General features: G+C 46.5%; 1 protein-coding gene and 1 pseudogene. Both read left to right on the forward strand.

Annotated elements, in window-relative coordinates; all coding sequences use genetic code 11:
• Positions 1 to 206, forward strand: a 206-nt coding sequence (locus tag HBA93_RS19000) for a putative oxygenase MesX (protein WP_221724340.1), incomplete at its 5' end; no start/stop codon positions are given.
• 27 nt (positions 207 to 233) lie between these two features.
• Positions 234 to 402 (forward strand): annotated as a pseudogene (locus tag HBA93_RS19005) (methionine synthase); the annotation flags it as partial.

Below are 402 nucleotides of genomic sequence, written 5' to 3' on the forward strand. Positions count from 1 at the left end.
GTCCTGAAATTTACAACGCCAATTCTGCAGCAGGGGCATCTTATCAGCCAAGCTTGAAGCATTCAGACTATTCATTGACGCAAATTGTCTATGATCGGGAAGAGCGTAGCCGGATGGCGGTTGAACAAGGAAAGTTCGCTGAAGAACATTTTATCAAGCCGTACAAAACCATTCTTGAGCAGTGGTCTGCAAATTATGTTCTTTAATGAACTAGCATTATAAGGTTGCCTATTATGAAAACACTGTTGCCTACTTCAACCGCCGGCAGCTTGCCAAAACCGTCATGGCTTGCAGAGCCGGAAAAGCTTTGGTCGCCTTGGAAACTGCAGGGTGAGGAACTCATCGAAGGCAAGCAAGATGCTCTGCGTTTGGCTTTAGATGATCAGCGTCAGGCTGGCATTG

The sequence above is a fragment of the Ochrobactrum sp. SFR4 genome, from assembly GCF_019730395.1.
Taxonomy (GTDB): domain Bacteria; phylum Pseudomonadota; class Alphaproteobacteria; order Rhizobiales; family Rhizobiaceae; genus Pseudochrobactrum.